This is a genomic window from Candidatus Binatia bacterium (assembly GCA_036382395.1).
In the GTDB taxonomy this organism is placed as follows: domain Bacteria; phylum Desulfobacterota; class Binatia; order HRBIN30; family HRBIN30; genus JAGDMS01.
Window position 1 is genome coordinate 1 of the sequence record DASVHW010000290.1, and the last position, 2,824, is coordinate 2,824.

The window sequence follows — 2,824 nt, forward strand, 5'->3', positions numbered from 1 at the left end:
ATGAGTGAGTACAGCGCGTGGTTCGAATGCATCAACGGTTGCCCCACCCACTTCAGTCTTTTTGAGGTGATCTACCGCTGCCCTCAGTGCGGCGACCTGTTGGACGTGGCACACGACATGGCCGCTCTCAAGCGGCGCTCGCCGGCCGCCTGGATGCAGCTTTTCGACGACCGCTACCGGCGCAACACCTTCCCCTACGGCTCTGGCGTCTGGGGCAAAAAGGAATGGGTCGTCCCGTTCATCGACAACGAGAACGTGGTGTCGACCTACGAAGGCGGCACCAATCTGCTGTGGGCGGATCGCTATGGCAAGCTGCTCGGCGTCGAGGATCTCTGGGTCAAGCAGTGCGGCAACTCGCATACGGGATCCTTCAAGGATCTCGGTATGACCGTCTTGGTCTCGGTGGTGAAACAGATGATCGCCGAGGGCCAGATGATCACCGCCATCGCCTGCGCCTCGACCGGCGACACGTCAGCGGCGCTGGCGAACTACTGCGCCGCCGCGGGAATTCCCGCCGTCGTCCTCCTGCCGCGGAACAAGGTGTCCCCGGCCCAGCTGGTGCAACCGCTCGCCAACGGTGCGTTGGTGTTGAGCCTGGACACCGATTTCGACGGCTGCATGGCGCTGGTGCAGGAGATCACCAAGGAGCACACCGTCTACCTGGCGAATTCCATGAACAGCTTGCGGTTGGAGGGCCAGAAGACAGTGGCCATCGAAATGGTGCAGCAGTTCAATTGGGAAGTGCCGGACTGGGTGGTGATTCCGGGAGGTAACCTCGGCAACGTCAGCGCCCTCGGCAAAGGGTTCTTGATGATGCAGGAGCTCGGGCTGATCCAGAAGCTGCCCCGCATCGCCGTGGCGCAGGCGGAGAACGCCAACCCGTTGTATCTTTCGTATCTCAAACACTTCCAGTCATTCGTGCCGGTCAGGGCCAAGAAGACCCTGGCCAGCGCCATCCAGATCGGCAACCCGGTGAGTTACAAGCGCGCCATCAAAGTGCTGCAGCAGTTCGACGGCGTCGTGGACCAGGCCAGCGAGACCGAGCTGGCGGATGAGGCGGCGCGCGCCGACCGCACCGGCATGTTCAACTGCCCGCACACCGGCGTCGCACTGGCGGTGTTGCGCAAGCTGGTGGAACGGAAGGTCATCCACTCCAACCAGCGCGTGGTGGTGATCTCAACCGCCCATGGCTTGAAGTTTGCCGAGCAGAAGACGGCGTATCATCTCGGCCAGATCGAAGGCGTGCACTCCACCTGCGCCAACCGGCCGGTGGAGATCGCCGCGGATCTGCGGCTGGTCAACGAGACGATCAAGCGTTACGCCGACAAGATCAAGCTGCTGGAGGCCTAACGTGTCGAGCGACAAGCCCGGGACCCGCAAGGTTGGGCCAAGCACCCAGGCCGTGCACGGCGGCGAGCCGCGCACCAAATTGACGAGCGCCATCGCCACGCCCATCATTCAGAGCGCCACCTTCACCTTCACCAACACGCAAGAACTGTCGGACTACTTCGAAGGCCGCATCGAGCGTGAAGAGTATGGCCGCTACGGCAACCCGACACAGCGCGTGGCGGAGTGCAAACTTGCGGCACTGGAGGGAGCGGAAGACGGGCTGCTGTTCTCCAGCGGCATGGCCGCGATCACGACGACGCTCTTCGCCATGACCACGAAGGGGGCACACGTGGTGGTCACCGACGACGCGTACCGGCGGACCCGCCAGTTCTTGCACCAGATCTTGCGGCGCTACGGCGTCGAGGTCTCGACCGTGCCCGCCGGTGACTACGACCGCATGGAGGAATCGGTGCGGCAGACGACCCGGCTCATCTTCAGCGAGTCGCCGACCAACCCGTACAACCGTATTCTCGATCTCGAGCGCGTGGCCGACATCGGCCGGCGCCACCGAGTGAAGACGATCATCGACTCCACCTTCGCCACGCCGATCAACCAGCGCCCCACCGATTTCGGCATCGATCTCGTCATCCATTCGGCCACCAAGTATCTCGGCGGTCACAACGACTTTCTCGCCGGCGTGGTGCTGGGCAACAAGGAACTGGTCGGGGCCATCCGCGAGTTTCACGGCGTCACCGGCGCGGTGGCCGATCCCTTCGTCGCCTACCTGCTGATCCGGGGCATCAAGACCTTGGCACTCCGCGTGGCACGGCAGAACGACAATGCGCAACGCATCTCCGAGTTCCTCGAGCCGCACCCGAAGGTGGCGCGTGTCTACTATCCTGGCCTCCCGAGCCATCCCGAACACGCCATCGCCGTGCGCCAGATGCGGGGGTTCGGCGGCGTCGTATCGTTCGAAGTGTACGGCGACGTCACCACCGCGTCGCGCCTGGTCGACGCGTGCAAAATCCCACGCATCGCTCCATCGCTCGGCGGCGTCGAGAGCCTGATCGAGCAGCCGGCGCTGATGAGCTTCTACGAACTGACGACGGAGGAGCGACTACAGATCGGCATCAAGGACACGCTGGTGCGCTATGCCGTGGGCGTGGAAGATGCCGACGATCTGATCGCCGACCTCGAGCAGGCGTTGGAGCAGATTTGACGGTTTCTTAGGAGGTCGCTGAAGAAGGGTCTGAACACCCTTCGACTAGCTCAGGGTGAGCGGAACAGTGCAATGAATGCGAGGAGGGGATCCGCTCATGCTGAGATTGGGATCGTCACTGACGCACCGATCTGTCGAGCCAATGAACCTTCGACGGACCGGACAGAGCCCGGTCCCACCGGTGGCACCGGGCTCTGTCCGGTGCTGGTTCATTGGGAGCCTGTCGAAGCATTTGGTGGGGTCTTCCAGCAGCCTGCTGGGCACCGCCCTCAGGGG

The 2,824-nt window shown here is 63.2% G+C and carries 2 protein-coding genes; both read left to right on the plus strand.

What is annotated here, in order from left to right; genetic code table 11:
• Complete coding sequence (gene thrC / locus VF515_13705) at nucleotides 1-1,350, plus strand: threonine synthase (protein HEX7408691.1); 1,350 nt, start codon at nucleotides 1-3, stop codon at nucleotides 1,348-1,350.
• 1 nt (nucleotide 1,351) lies between these two features.
• The gene (locus VF515_13710) at nucleotides 1,352-2,548 is read left to right on the plus strand and encodes an aminotransferase class I/II-fold pyridoxal phosphate-dependent enzyme (protein HEX7408692.1); all 1,197 of its coding nucleotides are present in this window, start codon (nucleotides 1,352-1,354) and stop codon (nucleotides 2,546-2,548) included.
• Nucleotides 2,549-2,824 lie beyond the last annotated feature (276 nt).

What these genes read in the sequence shown, in the direction of transcription:
- thrC (HEX7408691.1), top strand. Translation starts at nt 1, where the DNA reads ATGAGTGAGTACAGCGCGTGGTTCGAATGCATCAACGGTTGCCCCACC.